This window comes from Streptomyces sp. URMC 129 (assembly GCF_051386415.1).
In the GTDB taxonomy this organism is placed as follows: domain Bacteria; phylum Actinomycetota; class Actinomycetes; order Streptomycetales; family Streptomycetaceae; genus Streptomyces.
The window spans coordinates 1-15,408 of record NZ_JBPQTQ010000039.1; the positions used below are offsets into that span (position 1 = coordinate 1).

Here is a 15,408-nt window from a genome sequence, read left to right on the forward strand (position 1 = left end):
TCCCCCGCCTCCCACCGCGATTCCGGTGGCGAAGCGGCCCCCCAGCCCCTGGCCAGAGCATAACGCGTGGCCTGCCGTGGTGATTCCCTGAATGACCGCCAATTCCCGTAAGATTTCGGCCATCCTCATGTGTGCGGACTGTGTGGGTGGATGGCGCCGGATATGGGGAAAGGTGGATGCCGCGTAGGTCCGGGGTGAAGGGAGCCGGTCGTGAGGTGCCGGAAGTGCGGGAGTCCGCGTCCGAGTCTTTCCCTTTTCCCCGGATTCCCTCCTTGTTTCTTCCTCATCCGGAGCGTGTCCGGTTTTCGGCGGCGCATTCTTCGGCGGTCGGCGCGTGACGGCGAGGCGCGCCGCCCGGCGCGCGCCCGGCGGGTGCCGCCGTCGGCCTCGCGTGCCACGATTCGCGCCCTGATGCGCTCTGGCATATTCCGGTGAGCCTGGAGGGGTAGGCGGTCAGAAAGGAGCCTTTTCCGTGGACGCCACCTCATCCCGCGCCGCCCCCGTGCGCCGCCCCGACCCGCACCCCTCCGGCGGCCGTCCCCCGCGGGTGCCCGCCGACCGGCTGCCCCGGCACGTCGCGATCATCATGGACGGCAACGGCCGCTGGGCGACCAGCCGCGGCCTGCCCCGTGCCCGGGGACACGAGGCCGGGGCGCGGTCGGGGTGGGACATGGTCCACGGCGCGATCGAGGCGGGCGTGACCCATCTGTCGCTCTACGCCTTCTCGACGGAGAACTGGGGCCGGCCGCGCGACGAGGTCAGGCACCTCTTCGTGACCCTCGCCCGCCGCGTACTGCCCGTCTCGCGCCAGCTCGAGCTGGCGGACCTGGGCGTCCGCGTGCGGTGGGCGGGGCGGCGGTCCCGCGTTCCCGGCCATGTCGCCGACGCCCTGCGGCGGCTGGAGGACCGGACGCGGAACAACGCGGTGCTCACCCTGACCGTGTGCCTGGACTACGGCGGCCGGGCGGAGATCACCGACGCCGCCACCGCGCTGGCCCAGGACGTCTACCACGGGCGGGTGGCGGCCGACGACATCGACGAGCGGTGCTTCGCCCGCTACCTCAGCGTCCCCGAACTGCCCGACGTGGACCTGATGATCAGAACCGCGGGGGAGCATCGGACCTCCAACTTCTTCCCGTGGCAGGCCAGTTACGCCGAGCTGGTCTTCCTCGACGCGCTCTGGCCGGATGTCGACCGCCGCGACCTGTGGCGGGCCATCGAGACCTACGCGGCCCGCACCAGGACCCGGGGCCGGCTGCCCGGTGCGTCCGCGTGATCCCCGACATCTGCTGGTCGTTGATCCGGGCCGGCGTCGACGACCCGGCCCTGGACGCGGCGTACGAGTACTGCCGGCGGATGACGCTGTCCCGGGAGGGCGACCTGTTCGGCCTCGGCGCCGGCCTGGTGCCCGCCGCCCGCCGCCCGCACCTGTGGGCGTGGGTCCAGGCCGTCGTCCGCCCCGACGACCTGCTGGACACCGACGGCCCGGTCGCCGTCCGCCGCGCCGACCTCGACGCCTGGACGGCGCTGGTGCGCGACGCCGTCGCCCGTGGCGGCGCGGCCGACCCGGTGGCACGGGCCTGGCTGCACACGATGCGGACCTGCGGCATCGACCCCGCCGCGTATCTGGACTGGCTGACGGCGCTGCGCACGGACCTCACCGCGACCGGCTACGCCACCCACGCCGACCTCGACCGGTATGTCGTGGACGTGGCCGTCCCGTTCACCGACTGGCTGCTGCGCGTCCTCGACCTCCCCGCCGAACGGCTGCGGGACCACTGCGTGACGCTGGCCCGGGCCCAGCAACTGACCAACATCATCCGCGACACCGGCGACGACGCCCGCCGCCTCGGTCGCGTCTACCTGCCGGGCGAGGACCTGACCCGCTTCGGCGTCGCCCCCGCCGACCTGTGCCGCCCGCGCGCGACGCGGCCCGTGCGGGCCCTGATCCGCTTCGAGACGGAGCGCGCCCACGCCCTGTGGACCCAGGCCCGCGCGGCCCTGCCCGCGCTGCCGTTCCGGATCCAGGTGGTGTGGACGATGGGCATCACGTACTACGAGGAGATCCTGCGGGCGATCGCCCGCCACGACTACGACGTGCTGGCGGCCGGCCGCCGGGGCTTCACCCCGGTCTGGCCGGCGTCGGCGCGCTCCTGACCAACTCCCCCGGCCCCACCGCCGTTCCGGCCCGGCCGGCCGTACAACCATCCGTCCGGCCGGGAAGTCAAACAGGTGTTCATCGACCATGCGGGAAGAGATGGGGGGATTTCATGCGAAAGCGCGTCATCGCGTTAGGCGTCGCCGCCCTCGCGGCCGGCGGGCAGGGGTGGTTCGCCGCCCCGGCGCAGGCGGCCACGCGGGCGACGGTGTCCTCGGAGGACCTGGCGAACGGCATCGTGTACGTGGCCGGGGACGGGCAGCGGAACGACGTCACGTTCACCACCACGGACGGGTGGCACTACACCGTCGAGGACCGCGTCCCGATCGTGGCCGGGGAGGGCTGCGAGCATCCCGACGCCCAGGACCCGTACGTCGTGCGGTGCGTGATCAGCAAGACCCCGGACACCTCCTGGGTCTCCGTCGACCTGGGCGACGGGGACGACCGGTTCCGGATCGAGGAGCCGACGCTGGGGGAGGTGCGCGGCGGCTCCGGCAACGACACGCTCACGGGCGTGAGTTACCAGACCATGTACGGCGACGCGGGCAACGACCGGATCAGCCACGGCGGCACCATGCTCGGCGGCACCGGTGACGACACCCTCGTCATCACGTCGGCCACCGGCGGCAAGGCCCGTGGCGAGGACGGCAGCGACACCGTCCACGGCGGCCCCGGTCCCGACGACATCACGGGGGGCCCGCGCCACGACGTGGTCTACGCGGGTGGCGGGGCCGACAAGGTCTACGGGAACGGCGGCCGGGACACCCTCAGCGGTGGCACGGGCGACGACACGCTCTCCGGCGGCCTCGATCCGGACGTCCTCTACGGCAACAGCGGCAACGACGTGCTCTACGGCGGCGCGGGCACCGACACGCTCTCCGGCGGCCCGGGGACCGACCGGATCCACCAGGACTGATCCGCCGACTCACCGATTCCTGGGGGGAATCATGCGGAAGACGAGCACTTTCCTGAGTACCGCGGTCCTTGTGGCGGCCGGAGCCCTCGGACTCGCCACCACCCCGGCGGGGGCGGCGGCGACGGGGGCGACGGTCTCCGGCAACGACGCGGAGTTCCCGTACGAGTTCACCTACACCGGGGGTGACGGGACCAACGACCTGGTCGTCACGGTGGACGAGGCGGCACATGTCGTCGTCTTCGACGATGTGGTGCCGATCGCGCCGGGCGTGGCCTGCTTCCGCCCCGACGAGCGGGATCCGACCGTGGCGGCCTGCGAGGTCACCGTGTCCTCCTCCTCCGGCCCCGGACTGGACATCGCGCTCGGCCTCGGGAACGACCGGGCGGACATCCGGGCGACCAGCAACGGCGACGTGCGCGGCGGCCCCGGGGCCGACACGCTGGGGACCGGCGGCAGCCCGTACCTGCTCCTCTGGGGCGACGAGGGGAGCGACACGCTCAGCGGCGCTTACGAGATGCACGGCGGGTCCGGCAACGACACCCTGTCCCTGGTGACGGGCGACTACGCCTTCGGCGACACCGGCGACGACACGATCCGCGGCGGCGCCGGGGCCGACACGGTCTACGGCGGCGCGGGCAACGACCTGATCCTCGCGGAGGGGGCCCGGGACTACGTCTGGGGCAACAGCGGCCGGGACGAGATCCGCGGCGGCACGGGGAACGACGAACTCCACGGCGGCCCCGATCCCGACGTCCTCTACGGCAACAGCGGCGACGACGCCCTGTGGGGCGGCGGGGGCACCGACACGCTCTCCGGCGGCCCGGGCACGGACACGCTGAACGCCGGCTGACCGTCGCCGCGGGAGGGGCCGGGGCGGGTGACTCACCGCGCCCCGGTCCCGGTGTCGCGCGGCGCCGCGCCAAACCTGACGGAAGGTGTCGGGTTTCCGTGGTCGCATGGGCCCATGACGACGACGTGGGCGGATTTCGAGGCGGCGGAGCGGGACTTCGCGACGGTGGTGCGGGAGCGGTTCGGGGCGTACCGGCATCATGTGCTCGCCACGCTGCGGACCGGTGGGGCACCCCGGGTCAGCGGGCTCGAAGTGGACTTCCGGTCCGGGGAGATGTGGCTGGGCATGATGCACGGATCGTGGAAGGCCCGGGATCTGCGGCGCGATCCACGGTTCGCGCTGCACGCCAACCCGGGGCCGGGGACCGGCATGGACGGCGGCGACGTGCGGGTCTCGGGCCGGGCGGTGGAGGTCACCGAGCCGGAGGCGGTGGCACGGTACGCGGCGGACGCCGAGCCGCCGGAGCCGTTCCACCTCTTCCGGGCCGACGTGGCGGAGGTGGTCCGCACCACCGTCGAGGGCGACGAACTGGTGATCCAGCTCTGGCGCCCGGGACAGCCGGTACGAACCGTGCGGCGCCGCTGAGCCACGCCCGTACGGCGCCGCCGGGGAGTGCGTCATGAGCGACAAGTTCCATGACGGGGAACGGAAATCAGGGAAAGCCTTCCCGTTAGGTCATCGGTGCGTGGCCTACCCTGTTGAACGTGAAAGATCCGGTGGACGAGCTGATCGCGGCCTGGCGGGCCGAGTTGCCGGACGTGCTGGGTCCGGCCGCCGAGCTGATCAAGCGCGTGATAGCGCTGGCCAACGAGCTGTCCGCCGCCACCCGGGGCGTGCTGCCGGAATTCGGGCTCACCACCGGCGAGTTCGACGTGCTGGTGACCCTGCGCCGGGTCGGCGCCCCCTACCGGCTGCGGCCCACCGAGCTGAGCAGCGCGCTCCTGCTCTCCACCGGCGGCACGAGCAACATCGTCAACCGCCTCACCGCGCGCGGCCTCGTCCGGCGCGAGGACGACCCGGCCGACGGGCGCGGCACCCTCATCCGCCTCACCGCCGAGGGCAGGCGGCTGGCCGAGGCCGCCGTCCTGGCGAACTCGGCCGCGCACGAGAGGGTGTTCGCGGACCTGCCGCCGCACGTGCTGCGGACGGCCACCGACGCGCTACGGGACGTCTTCAGCGCACGGTGACGACGGGCCGAAGTCGTAGCGCAGCTCGTACAGATGGCCCGCCTTCGCCAGGATCGACGCCTCGATCGGGACGTCGCCGTCGCTGTAGACCACGCGCAGCGTCCGCAGCACCGGCAGGTCGCCGGGCAGCCGCAGCAGCGCGTACTGCTCCTGCGTCGGGATGCGGGCGGAGACCCGGTCCACGCTCAGCCGGGGCGGGTAGCCCAGCTCGGCCAGGAGCGTCGGCGTGCCGCCCCTGATCCGCCGGTGCTCCATCAGCGCGGTGCCCCGCACGATCTCCAGTGGGTAGTAGGACTTGACCAGTTCGACCGGCTCGTCGTCCAGCAGCAGCACCTGGCTGCGCAGCAGCGCCCGCTCGCCCGGCCCGAGCCGCAGCGCCGCCGCCGCGTCGGCGGGCGGCACGGTCTCGTCCACCGCCAGCAGTTCGCCGCGCGCCCGCAGGCCGCGCCGCTCGGCCTCGGCGAGCCACCGGTACGGCTCCCCGGCCGCCGCCGGGGCCATGTAGGCGGCGGGGCGCATGGTCCGCTGCCGGTGCTCGCGGACGGTGACGCCCGCGCCGGGGCGGCCGACGACCAGGCGTTCCTCCTTCAGCAGGGCCAGCGCCTTCTGCACGGTGGCGTTCGAGGCGCCGAAGCGGCTGGTGAGCTGGGCCGTGGACGGGAGTTTCGCACCGGGCGCCAGGTCCCCGCTCATGATCTCGTCGCGCAGGTCGGCGGCGATGCGCTCGTGCAGCGAGCGCGGGTCGGCCGCGTCCGCCTCGATGCGTGGAGTGGTCCTGGGCAAGGTCATCCCATCCGGTGTTCGTAGCGAAGCCGCTGGCGCCCCGCGGGCATGGTCATCTTGTCGACCTGGATCGGGCGTCCCCCACCGTCCAGCGTGAGCCGCGTCAGCCGTAACGCCGGCTCGCCGGGGCCGGTGCGCAGCAGGCGGCGCTCCTCGTCGCTCGGCATCCCGGCCGTCACGTCCTCGCGCACCAGCGCGCCCACGTGGCCGAGCTGGGCGAGCAGCGTCACGGCGCCGCCGGGGATCTTCGCCGTTCCGGCCAGCCGGGTGCCGGCGGCGATGTGCGCCGGATAGTACGTGTCCGTCAACTCGCAGGGCCAGTCGTCCAGATACATGATCCGGCGGCGCACGACCACCGGTTGCCCCGCGGCGGCGCCGAGCAGCCCGGCGACGTCCGCCGGCGCCGGGACCTCCCCGGCGTGGAGGATGCTCTGCCGGCCGCGCCGCCCGCGCGCCGCCGTCTCCTCGCTCCACGCGTCGCGGCCCCCCTGCCGGGGAGTCAGATACGGCGCGGAGGTGCTGACCCAATCGCTGCTGCTCACGGCGTCCTCCCGCATGTCCCGTGCGCTGGTGCGTCCTTGCGTCATACACCGTAGGCGACCCGCTCTTCGTATCAACTACGCCGCCCGCCCTTGTTGCCTTTCGCGAAGAGCGGTACGGTTTCTACGCGGGTAAACGCCCATTGGCAAGGCGGTGATGCACCGTGTCCCTGTCACGGTCCCGATCACGGCGACGTGCGTTCCCACAGGACCTCACGTCCGTTCGCGCCGCGCGGGAGTTCACGTCCGCCACGCTCGCCGAGTGGGGGCTGAGCGACCGGCGCGACGACGCCAGGCTGTGTGTGTCCGAGCTGGCGACCAACGCGCTGCTGCACGGAGCGCCCACGGGCGGGGAGTTCAGCGTGCGGCTGGACGCGGACGCCGACTGGTTACGCATCGCGGTGCGCGACACCGGCGGCGGCCGTCCCGAGCCCCGGGCCTTCGGGCCGGACGGTGACGGCGGGCGCGGGCTGGCGCTCATAGCCGAGCTGGCCGACGCGTACGGCTACACGGAGCACGCCGTCGGCAAGACGGTGTGGCTCGCGTTCAAGGTCGGCTCCGCCGCCGGCGCGGCGGGGGTGTGCGAGGCTGGGCCGGTGGACGGACCGGTGGACGGATCGGAGTGGGAGCGGCGGCTGGCCGACGCGTGGGCGTCCGCCGACCGGCACGGCGCGGACGGGCTCGTGGCGGTGATCGAGAAGCTGGCCGCCGAACTGCCGCCGGACAGCGCCGTCGGGCTCTTCGAGCGGGCCGCCGCGCTGGAGGCCACCGGCCGACCCGCCCTCGCCGAGCCGCTGTTCCGGCGGGCTCTCGACCGGGGCCTGTCCGGCGAACGGCGGCGGCGCGCGGTGATCGCGCTGGCCGGCACGCTGCGGGACGCCGGACGGGCGGCGGAGAGCGTCGAGCTGCTGACCGGCGAGCTGGCCGCCGGCTCCGACGAACTCGACGACGTGGTGCGGGCGTTCCTCTCCCTGGCCCTGGTGGACGCCGGGCGGGAGCGCGAGGCCGTCGCGGTGGCGCTGGGCGCGCTCGCGGCGCATCTGCCGCGCTACCAGCGGTCCTTGGGGAGCTACGCCCGGATGCTGCGGCCCGGTTCCTGAGCCCCGGCGGGGGAGCGCGCGCCCGTGCGTCCGCCGAGGTGTCTTTACGGCCGTCCGTTCGTCGGGTACATCTCCCGCATCGACGTCTCGACATCTCGGCGAGGAGATGGCTGATGCGGAAGCTGAGCGGACGTGTCGCCTTACCGGCGGGGATCCTGTGCGCGGGGCTGGTCCTCGCGGCGTGCGGGGGCGGATCGGGCGGCGACGGCGACGGCACGGTGGAGCTGACCATCTCCGCCAACGCGGTCAGCGGCGGCAAGAACACCGAGGAAGCCGAGTGGATCGAGGAGTGGGTCATCCCCGCCTTCGAGGAGGAGCAGCGCGCGCGGGGCGTGGCGGTCGACGTCTCCTTCGAGTCCAGCGGCGTGGACGACGAGCAGTTCAAGACGCGACTCGCGCTCGACCTCCAGGCCGGATCCGGCCCCGACGTCCTGACCCTGGACGGCATCTGGATCGGGGAGTTCGCCCAGGCCGGGTACATCGAGCCGCTGCCCCGGGACGACTGGGACGGCTGGCGGCAGATCCCCGAGGCCGTGCGGGGACTGGCCGCGTACGAGGGCGAGGTGTACGGCATCCCGTGGGGGACGGACGGCCGGGTCCTGTTCTACGACCGGGAGTTGTTCGCCGAGGCCGGACTGCCGGCCGACGACTGGCAGCCGGAGAGCTGGGCCGACATCCTCGACGCCGCCGGGGCGCTGGCCCGGCTGGACGGCGTCACGCCCCTCCAGATCAACGCCGGGACGGCGATGGGCGAGGCGACCACCATGCAGGGCGTGCTGCCGCTGCTGGCCGGCACCGGCGAGGAGATCCACGACGGGACCGGCTGGACCGGCGCGAGCCCCGGGCTGGAGCGGGTCCTCGGCTTCTACGAGGACGTGTACGGCGGCGGGCTCGGTGATCCCGTGCTCCAGCAGGAGGCGCAGGGCCGCGACAAGTCGTTCGAGCGGTTCGCCGCCGGGGAGATCGGCATCCTGCTGGAGAGCGACTACTTCTGGCGGAGCGTCATCAACCCCGACGGCGGTACCGCGCCCCGTGAGGACCGCGACGAGGCCGTCGGCTGGGCCCTGATCCCGGCCGCCGAACCGGGCGCGGGCGTGCGCGGCCAGGACTTCGTCAGCACCTCGGGCGGCAGCGTCCGGGCGCTGAACGCCGCGAGCGACCATCCCGAACTCGCCTACGAGCTGCTGACGTTCATGAACTCGGCGGAGGCCGTCACGGCCGCCGTCGAGGGCAGTGCCCGCGTCACCGCCCGCTCCGACGTCAACGACCAGGTCCTGGCCGGGGATCCGATGCTGTCGTTCATCGCGGACGAGGTGCTGCCGCTGACCACCTTCCGGCCCCCGCTGGCCGAGTACCCGGCGGTCTCCGTGCTGCTCCAGGAGGCCACGGGCGCGGTGGCCTCCGGGGACGGCGAACCGGCCGACGCCGCCGCCGGTTTCGCGGACGGACTGGAGGAGGTCACCGGCGGTGCCGGCTGACGCGGCGGGCCTGGGACGGGCGCGGGCCGCCGCGTTCGTCGCCCCCGCGCTGCTGCTCATCGCGGCGTTCCTCGTCTTCCCCGCCCTGTGGACGCTGTACCTGGGCGCCACCGATTACCGGCTCACCGGACTGGCCGCCGCCGACCCGGAGTTCACCGGGCTGGACAACTTCGAACGGGCCGTGGACGAGGATGGCTTCGGCCACTCCCTCGGCCTCACCCTCCAGTTCGTCGTCGGGTCGGCGGTCCTCGGGCAGGCCGTCCTCGGCTTCGCCATCGCCTGGCTGCTGCGCGAGCGGCGCGGCGCGCTGCGCCGCCTGGTCGAGACGCTGGTGCTGGTGGCGTGGATCCTGCCCGGCTCGGTCGTCGCGTTCCTGTGGATCGCGCTCCTCGACCGCGACGACGGCACGCTCAACGCGCTGCTGGGCACGGACGGCACGGCCTGGCTGGTGGAACACCCCATGGCGTCGGTTGTCGTGTTCAACATCTGGCGCGGCACCGCCTTCTCGATGATGCTCTACGCCGCCGCGCTGGGCACCGTGCCGCCCTCCCGGCTGGAGACCGCCCGGCTGGCCGGGGCCTCCGGGTGGCGGCAGCTCCGCGACGTCGTGCTGCCCGCGATCCGGGGCCACGTCCTGACGAACCTGCTGCTGATCAGCCTGTGGACGTTCAACGACTTCACCCCGTTCCTGCTGACCGGCGGCGGCCCCGGCGACGCGACCGAGCTGGTGCCCGTCTTCATCTACAACACGGCCCTGTTCGGCGGCGAACTCGGCTACGGCGCCGCCCTGTCGGTGCTGATGCTGCTGGTGAACCTCGTCATCGCGCTGGCCTACGTGCGGCTGCTGCGGCGCCGGGACACGGAGGCGGCGCGATGAGCCCCGCGGCCAACGCGGGCAACGCGGCGCAGGCGGCCCGCGCGGCGGCCCGCGTCGTCGGGCGCTACACCGTGGTCTGCCTGTTGCTGGCGTTCTTCGCGCTGCCGCTGCTGTGGCTGGCGTCCGCGCCGTTCGACCGGGATCCCGGCATCTCCGCGTCGCTGCCCGCGTTCACCCTCGACAGCTTCCGCGACCTCCTCGGCAACGACAACGCCCTGCGCTCGCTGCGTAATTCGCTGCTGCTGGCCACCGGCACCGGCGCCCTGACGGTGACCCTGGCCGCCTTCGCCGCCTACGCCCTCAGCCGCGTCCGGCTGCCCGGCCGCGACGGCCTGCTGTACGCGCTGCTGCTGCTGTCCTCCATCGTCACCGGCACCGCCGCCATGGTCCCGCTGTTCAACCTCGCCCACGAGCTGCGCCTCATCGACTCCCAACTCGGCGTCATCCTCGTGCTGTCCGGCGGGCTGCTGCCCTCCGCCGTCTTCATCCTCAAGGACTTCACCGACGGCACCCCTCGCTCGTACGAGGAGTCCGCCCGCGTCTTCGGCGCCGGTCCGCTCCAGATCCTGGCGCACGTCGTCGCCCCCCTGATCCGGCCCGGCCTGGCCACCGTCGCCGTGTGGTCCGTCGCCCAGGTCTGGGGAAACTTCCTGATCCCCTTCCTGCTGCTGCGCTCGCCCGAGAAGTCCCCGGCCGCCGTGGTGATGTACACCTTCTACACCGAGGGCGGGCAGCCGGACCTGGCCCTGATCTCCACCTTCTCCCTGCTCTACTCCCTGCCGGTGGTCGCGATGTTCCTCTTCGTCTCGTCCCGGTACGGGTTCCGGTTCCACGGAGGGATCAAGCACTGATGGCGACGATCGAACTGGCCGGTCTGACCAAGGTCCACCCCGGCGGCGTCCGCGCCCTCGACGGGGTCGGACTGTCCATCGCGGACGGGGAGTTCTTCGCCCTGCTCGGCCCCTCCGGCTGCGGCAAGACCACGCTGCTGCGCACGGTCGCCGGTCTGGAGGAGCCCACGGCGGGCACCGTCCGCATCGGCGGCGAGGACGTCACCGCGCTGCCGCCCGGACGCCGCGAAGTGGCCATGGTCTTCCAGGACTACGCCCTCTTCCCGCACATGTCGGTGAGCGAGAACATCGCCTACCCGCTGCGGGTGCGGAAGGTGCCGGGCGCCGAGCGGCGGGCCAGGGCGGCGGAGACGGCCGCGGCCCTCGGCCTCGGCGGCCATCTCGACCGCCGCCCCGCCCAGTTGTCCGGCGGGCAGCAGCAACGGGTGGCGCTGGCCCGCGCGATGGCCTGCCACCCGCGCGCGTTCCTCCTCGACGAGCCGCTGTCCAACCTCGACGCCCGGATGCGCCTGTCGGCCCGGACGTTCCTCAAGCGGCTCCAGCGCGAACTGCGGGTCACCACCGTCTTCGTCACCCACGACCAGGCGGAGGCACTGGCGCTCGCGGACCGCGTCGCGGTGCTGGAGGACGGGCGGGTGCGGCAGATCGGCACCCCGGCCGAGGTGTTCCGCCGCCCGGCCAACACGTTCGTCGCCTCCTTCATCGGCTCCACCCCGATGAACCTGCTGGACGGCGTGGTCCTGCCCGACGGGCGGGTCGGCGTCGGCGGCGTCCCGCTGCCCGCCGGGAATCCCGGGGCGCCCCCGGCCCCGGGCGAGAAGGTGGTCTACGGGGTGCGGCCGGAGTACCTGACGTACGTGCCGGGCCGAACGGACCCGGCGGCCCCGGAGGGCGGCCTGCCCGGCGAGGTCACGGTCGTGGAGAACCTGGGCAGCGCCCAGCTCGTCACCCTCCAGGGCCCGGCCGGCGCGGTCCAGGTCGTGGTCCCCGAGGACGTGCCCACGCCGCCCGGCACCGCCGCCCGCGCCGTGCCCCGCCCGGACCGGGTGCTGCTCTACCGCGACGGGGAGCTGCTCTGAACGTCTTCGGCCGCCGACGCCAGCGCCGCCGCCTCCGCCGCCCGCCGGTACTGCCGCCCGCGCAGCCCCAGCATCAGGCTCGCCAGCAGCGCCGAGAGCACCGAGCCCAGCAGCACGGCGACCTTGACGTGCTCCGACAGGTGCGGCGCCTCCGCGAACGCCAGCTCCGCGATCAGCAGCGACACCGTGAAGCCGATCCCCGCCAGCATCGCGCCCCCCGCCACGTCCGGCCAGGTCAGGGACGGGCTCAGCCGGGCCCGGGTGAACCGGGCGGTCAGCCAGGTGGCGCCGAAAACACCGATCACCTTCCCGGCGACCAGCCCCAGCGTCACGCCCAGCGCCTCCGGCTCGCGGACCATCGCGCCGAAGGTGTCCCCCGAGACCTCGACCCCCGCCGCGAACAGGGCGAACACCGGCACCGCGATCCCGGCGGAGAACGGGTGCACGACGTTCTCCACCCGCTCGGCCGGGGACTCCTTCTCCAGCGGCCCCGCCCTGGTCCGCAGCAGCATGCCCAGCACCACGCCCGCGACGGTCGCGTGCACGCCGCTGTTGTACATCAGGACCCAGGTCGCCAGCGCCAGCGGGACGTAGACGTACCAGCCGCGCACGCCTCGCCGGTGCAGCAGCCAGAAGACCGCGAACCCGGCGAGGGCACCGAGCAGCGCCCACGGGTCGAGGCCGGAGGTGTAGAAGACGGCGATGACGACGATCGCGATCAGGTCGTCCACGATGGCGAGGGTGAGCAGGAACGTGCGCAGCGCCGAGGGCAGGTGCCGGCCGACGACGGCCAGCACGCCGAGCGCGAAGGCGATGTCGGTGGCCATCGGCACCGCCCAGCCGTTCAGATCGCCGCCCCCGGCGCCCGCGACCGCCACGTAGACCAGGGCGGGCGTGACCATGCCGCCGATGGCCGCGACGACCGGCAGCACGGCGGCGGCCGGGCGGCGCAGCTCCCCGACGACCAGCTCCCGCTTCAGCTCGATGCCCGCGATGAAGAAGAAGACGGCCAGCAGCCCGTCCGACGCCCAGTGGCCGACGGACAGCTCCAGGCCGAGCGCCGGGATGTCGAGGTGGTGGTCGCGCAGGTCGACGTATGCGTCGCCGAGCGGGGAGTTGGCGAGCAGGAGCGCGAGGGTCGCCGCGACCAGCAGCAGCATGCCGCCGGTGGTCTCCAGCCCCAGGAACTCGGCGACCGAGCGGCGGTCGCGGGCCGCCACGGCCTGAGGGTCCTGTGCGCTGCGGAGCGGCGGCAGCGGCTGGCGGGACCGGTTCGGCGGCGTCATGAGGGGCGGCCTTTCGTCGGGAACGGGCGGAACGTGGTCACGTTCCGTTGCCGACCAGACTTCCCGGCGCACCTTCGGCATCAGGGACGAGATCTTGACGCCGCCTTTACACCGTACCCCGTATGGCCCGATCCCTCACCGTGGCGCCGGTCACCCCTGGTAACCCTCCGGTAGCCGTCACACCAGGTCGGTGAACGCCTCCACCGCCTGCGTCCGCCCCGTGATGATGATCACGTCACCCGGCTCGACGACCGTCTCGGCCGTCGCGTGGGTGAAGTCCTGGCCCGGCCGCTTGATGCCGACGACGGTCACGCCGTGTTTGGTCCGGACCGCGCTGACGCCGAGCGGGACGCCGGTCGCGACGTCCGGTGCGACGGTCTTGGCGAGGGCGTAGTCGTCGTCGAACTCGATGAAGTCCAGCATCCGGCCGGTGACCAGGTGGGCCACGCGCTCGCCCATCTCGTGCTCGGGCAGGACGACGTGGTGGGCGCCGAGCCGTTCCAGGATCTTGCCGTGCTGGCGGCTGATCGCCTTGGCCCAGATGTTCGGCACGCCGTCCTCCAGCAGGTTCGAGGTGACGAGGATGCTCGCCTCGATGTCCGTGCCGATGGCGACGACCGCGCTGGGGAACTCGTGCACGCCGAGCTGCCGCACCACCTCGTTGTCCGTGCAGTCGGCGACCGCCGCGTGGGTGAGGGCGTCGGCGTGCTGCTGCACGATCCGCTCGTCCTCGTCCACGCCCAGCACCTCCCAGCCCCGGCGCATCAGCTCCACGGCCAGCGAGCTGCCGAAGCGGCCCAGGCCGATGACGGCGATCCGCTGGTCGCCGCTGTCGCGCTGGGCGTAGGTCTGGGCGAGCCGCTTGTCGCGGCGGCGCCGGATGGAGTGGAGGTAGTTGCTCATGGTCGTCCCGACTGTGTGGTGTGCCTAACCGATGATCGGACGTTCTTCCGGATGCTGGTAGCGCCGCTTCCGTTCCCGCAGGGCGAGGGCCGAGACCATGGTGATGGGCCCGACACGCCCGATGAACATCAGGGCGATGACGATCAGTTGCGCGCCGCCGGGCAGGGTCGGCGTCAGCCCGGCGGTCAGTCCCACCGTGCCGAATGCCGACACCGCCTCGAACAGCACCGCGTCGGTCGACGCGTCCACCAGCGTCAGCAGGGCCAGCGTCGAGACGATCACCACGCCCACGCCGAGCAGCGCGATCGTCAGCGCCTGCCGCAGCACGTGCGGGGCGAGCTTGCGCCGGAAGGCGCCGGAGGTGGGCTCGCCGCGCACCTCCGCGATGATCGCCGCGCCCAGCACCGCGAACGTGGTGACCTTGATGCCGCCGGCCGTGCCCGCGCTGCCGCCGCCGATGAACATCAGCACCGAGGTCCCCAGGAGCGTCGCCGGTTCCATGGCCGCGATGTCGGTCGCGTTGAACCCGGCGGTGCGGCTCACCGTGGAGTGGAAGAACGCCCCGACCACCTTGTCGTCCACCGCCAGCGGCCCCAGCGTGCCCCGGTTGCCCCACTCCAGGCCCAGCGTGAGGAGCGTGCCCGCGACCAGCAGCACCGCCGTCATCAGCACGGTGAGCTTCAGGTGCAGGGACCAGTTGCGCCGCCCGGTGGCCCGGCGCCGCGCGCGGTGCCGCAGGAGCTCGATGATCACCGGGAACCCGAGCCCGCCCGTGATCACGGCGAACGCCACCGGCATCAGCACCCACGGATCCTCGGCGTAGTGCACCAGGTTGTCCGCGCGCAGCCCGAAGCCCGCGTTGTTGAACGCCGCGACCGAGTGGAAGATCCCGTGGTAGACGGACTGGCCGAACGGATCCCCGTGCCCGAAGTGGAAGCGGAGCGTGAGGATCAGCGCCGTCACCGACTCCACGACCACGGTGATGGTCCCGACCCGCAGCAGCACCTGGCGGACGTCCCCGATGCCGATCTTGGTCTCGGCCTGCGCGTGCAGTGTCATCCGCAGCCGCAGCTTCCCCGCTATCAGCAGTGCCAGCAGCGACGCCAGTGTCATGATCCCGAAGCCGCCGGCCTGAATCAGCACCAGGATCACGCCCTCGCCGAAGCCGCTCCAGTAGCCGCTGGTGTCGACCACCGCCAGCCCGGTCACGCACGCCGCCGAGGTCGCCGTGAACAGCGCCGTCAGCAGCGGCGGCGTGGTGCCGTCCTGCGTGGCGACGGGCAGGGCGAGCAGGGTGGTGCCGATGACGACGGTGACGCCGAAGGCGAGGGCCACCATGCGGGCCGGGTGGGTGTCCATGACCCATCGGCGCAGGGGTCTGAGGAGGGGCGTCGCCACGTC

16 protein-coding genes are annotated in these 15,408 nt (G+C 73.2%); 11 read left to right on the forward strand and 5 right to left on the reverse strand.

Annotated elements, in window-relative coordinates; genetic code table 11:
* The first annotated feature begins 472 nt into the window (after nt 1-472).
* From uppS to ACSNOC_RS10865, 6 genes are all read left to right on the forward strand, one after another.
* Nucleotides 473-1,276 (forward strand): polyprenyl diphosphate synthase, encoded by an 804-nt coding sequence (uppS, locus tag ACSNOC_RS10840; RefSeq protein ID WP_436747121.1) that lies wholly within the window; start codon nt 473-475, stop codon nt 1,274-1,276.
* On the forward strand, nt 1,273-2,157 hold the full coding sequence (locus ACSNOC_RS10845; protein ID WP_436747122.1) for a phytoene/squalene synthase family protein: 885 nt from the start codon (nt 1,273-1,275) through the stop codon (nt 2,155-2,157). The genes uppS and ACSNOC_RS10845 overlap by 4 nt, the downstream gene beginning before the upstream one ends.
* 113 nt (nt 2,158-2,270) lie before the next feature.
* Nucleotides 2,271-3,074, forward strand: a complete 804-nt coding sequence (locus ACSNOC_RS10850; protein WP_436747123.1) for a calcium-binding protein — start codon at nt 2,271-2,273, stop codon at nt 3,072-3,074.
* 31 nt (nt 3,075-3,105) lie between these two features.
* Nucleotides 3,106-3,924, forward strand: a complete 819-nt coding sequence (locus ACSNOC_RS10855) for a calcium-binding protein (protein ID WP_436747124.1) — start codon at nt 3,106-3,108, stop codon at nt 3,922-3,924.
* 114 nt (nt 3,925-4,038) lie between these two features.
* On the forward strand, nt 4,039-4,509 hold the full coding sequence (locus ACSNOC_RS10860) for a pyridoxamine 5'-phosphate oxidase family protein (RefSeq protein WP_436747125.1): 471 nt from the start codon (nt 4,039-4,041) through the stop codon (nt 4,507-4,509).
* A gap of 119 nt (nt 4,510-4,628) precedes the next feature.
* The gene (locus ACSNOC_RS10865; RefSeq protein WP_436747126.1) at nt 4,629-5,111 is read left to right on the forward strand and encodes a MarR family winged helix-turn-helix transcriptional regulator; all 483 of its coding nucleotides are present in this window, start codon (nt 4,629-4,631) and stop codon (nt 5,109-5,111) included.
* On the opposite strand, the gene ACSNOC_RS10870 is transcribed toward ACSNOC_RS10865, so the two are convergent.
* Both ACSNOC_RS10870 and ACSNOC_RS10875 read right to left on the reverse strand, forming a co-directional pair.
* A complete protein-coding gene (locus ACSNOC_RS10870) occupies nt 5,085-5,900 on the reverse strand; it encodes a GntR family transcriptional regulator (protein ID WP_436747127.1) in 816 nt (271 codons plus the stop codon). The two genes, ACSNOC_RS10865 and ACSNOC_RS10870, sit on opposite strands and share 27 nt — an antisense overlap.
* On the reverse strand, nt 5,897-6,436 hold the full coding sequence (locus ACSNOC_RS10875; RefSeq protein ID WP_436747128.1) for a GntR family transcriptional regulator: 540 nt from the start codon (nt 6,434-6,436) through the stop codon (nt 5,897-5,899). The genes ACSNOC_RS10870 and ACSNOC_RS10875 overlap by 4 nt, the downstream gene beginning before the upstream one ends.
* 161 nt (nt 6,437-6,597) lie before the next feature.
* On the opposite strand from ACSNOC_RS10875, the gene ACSNOC_RS10880 reads away from it, so the two are divergent.
* The 5 genes from ACSNOC_RS10880 (at nt 6,598) to ACSNOC_RS10900 (ending at nt 11,818) form a co-directional block, all read left to right on the forward strand.
* On the forward strand, nt 6,598-7,533 hold the full coding sequence (locus ACSNOC_RS10880) for a tetratricopeptide repeat protein (protein ID WP_436747129.1): 936 nt from the start codon (nt 6,598-6,600) through the stop codon (nt 7,531-7,533).
* Between the two features lie 113 nt (nt 7,534-7,646).
* Nucleotides 7,647-9,011 (forward strand): extracellular solute-binding protein, encoded by a 1,365-nt coding sequence (locus ACSNOC_RS10885; RefSeq protein ID WP_436747130.1) that lies wholly within the window; start codon nt 7,647-7,649, stop codon nt 9,009-9,011.
* Nucleotides 9,001-9,888, forward strand: coding sequence for a carbohydrate ABC transporter permease (locus ACSNOC_RS10890; RefSeq protein ID WP_436747131.1), 888 nt, complete (start codon nt 9,001-9,003; stop codon nt 9,886-9,888). Before ACSNOC_RS10885 ends, ACSNOC_RS10890 begins: the two co-directional genes overlap by 11 nt.
* Nucleotides 9,885-10,739, forward strand: coding sequence for a carbohydrate ABC transporter permease (locus ACSNOC_RS10895; RefSeq protein ID WP_436747132.1), 855 nt, complete (start codon nt 9,885-9,887; stop codon nt 10,737-10,739). Before ACSNOC_RS10890 ends, ACSNOC_RS10895 begins: the two co-directional genes overlap by 4 nt.
* Complete coding sequence (locus tag ACSNOC_RS10900; protein ID WP_436747133.1) at nt 10,739-11,818, forward strand: ABC transporter ATP-binding protein; 1,080 nt, start codon at nt 10,739-10,741, stop codon at nt 11,816-11,818. Before ACSNOC_RS10895 ends, ACSNOC_RS10900 begins: the two co-directional genes overlap by 1 nt.
* On the opposite strand, the gene nhaA is transcribed toward ACSNOC_RS10900, so the two are convergent.
* The 3 genes from nhaA to ACSNOC_RS10915 all read right to left on the reverse strand — a co-directional run bounded on the left by nhaA (nt 11,794) and on the right by ACSNOC_RS10915 (nt 15,405).
* Complete coding sequence (gene nhaA, locus ACSNOC_RS10905) at nt 11,794-13,104, reverse strand: Na+/H+ antiporter NhaA (RefSeq protein ID WP_436747134.1); 1,311 nt, start codon at nt 13,102-13,104, stop codon at nt 11,794-11,796. The genes ACSNOC_RS10900 and nhaA overlap by 25 nt on opposite strands.
* 177 nt (nt 13,105-13,281) lie before the next feature.
* Complete coding sequence (locus ACSNOC_RS10910) at nt 13,282-14,007, reverse strand: potassium channel family protein (RefSeq protein ID WP_436747135.1); 726 nt, start codon at nt 14,005-14,007, stop codon at nt 13,282-13,284.
* Between the two features lie 24 nt (nt 14,008-14,031).
* Nucleotides 14,032-15,405: a TrkH family potassium uptake protein gene (locus tag ACSNOC_RS10915; RefSeq protein ID WP_436747136.1), complete on the reverse strand. Its 1,374-nt coding sequence runs from the start codon at nt 15,403-15,405 to the stop codon at nt 14,032-14,034.
* Nucleotides 15,406-15,408: the final 3 nt, after the last annotated feature.